Here is a 430-nt window from a genome sequence, read left to right on the forward strand (position 1 = left end):
CCGTGTACTGGTTGACCGGGCGCGAGAAGTCGACGCGGTTGTCGACCCAGATCTTGATGCCGATGATGCGCCCGTTCGGGTCGAACAGCACTCGTTGCACGCCGCCTGCGCACGCGGTGTGTGCGGCGACACGGGGGGAGACGGGGGTGTCGATGCCGTCGATGTGCGCCCACCCGTGCCCGGTGGTGTAGTCGTCGGCGGTGACGGACACGACCAGGGTGGGGGCGCCGCCGCCCAGGCGTGGGGTGTCGTCGTGGCGGGCGGCGATGCCGAGGATCGCGGCGAGGGTGTCGTGCTGCTTCTGCGACCGGGAACGCGGGTCGATCATCGAGGGGCTCGGCGCTGTGCTGGTGATCCCGGCTATCGCAGCCCTCGTCGCGGAGCATGCCGGTGTTCACATCACCGGGGTTCACGGAGTTCACGCGGATGC

Annotated in this window: 1 pseudogene; it reads right to left on the bottom strand. The window is 69.8% G+C overall.

The window, feature by feature from the left end:
- Window positions 1-121 precede the first annotated feature (121 nt).
- Window positions 122-328 (bottom strand): annotated as a pseudogene (locus DW298_RS19580) (DUF222 domain-containing protein); the annotation flags it as partial.
- Window positions 329-430 lie beyond the last annotated feature (102 nt).

This window comes from Microbacterium sp. A20 (genome assembly GCF_004794515.1).
GTDB lineage: Bacteria > Actinomycetota > Actinomycetes > Actinomycetales > Microbacteriaceae > Microbacterium.